Source organism: Cupriavidus sp. FW306-01-F10A, from assembly GCF_058782785.1.
In genome coordinates this window covers 1-527 of sequence record NZ_JBYSYA010000062.1, presented here as the reverse complement: position 1 = coordinate 527, position 527 = coordinate 1, and the positions used below count along the sequence as shown (strand labels likewise).

1 protein-coding gene is annotated in these 527 nt (G+C 68.3%); it reads left to right on the top strand.

What is annotated here, in order from left to right; translation table 11 throughout:
- Window positions 1-527, top strand: a 527-nt coding sequence (locus AC3WLF_RS31350; RefSeq protein WP_492321737.1) for a P-loop NTPase, incomplete at both ends; no start/stop codon positions are given.

The window sequence follows — 527 nt, the reverse complement described above, 5'->3', positions numbered from 1 at the left end:
CAATGTCAGCGTCGCCGTGACCATGAAGATCGTCGCGCACGCGGTGCAGCGCGGGGTCAAGCTGCTGCCGGGCGTGAAGAACGTGATTGCGGTGGCGTCGGGCAAGGGCGGGGTGGGCAAGTCCACCACGGCCGTGAACCTGGCGCTGGCGCTGGCGGCAGAGGGCGCGCGCGTCGGCATGCTCGACGCAGACATCTACGGCCCGAGCCTGCCGATGATGCTGGGCATCGACGGCCGCCCGGAATCCGCCGACGGCCAGACCATGGAGCCGCTGGAAGGACATGGCCTGCAGGCCAACTCGATCGGCTTCCTGATCGAGCAGGACAACCCGATGGTATGGCGCGGCCCGATGGTGACCTCGGCGCTGGAGCAGCTGCTGCGCCAGACCAACTGGCACGACCTGGACTACCTGATCGTCGACATGCCGCCGGGCACCGGCGACGTCCAGCTGACGCTGTCGCAGAAGGTGCCGGTCACCGGCGCGGTGATCGTCACCACGCCTCAGGATATCGCGCTGCTGGATGCCA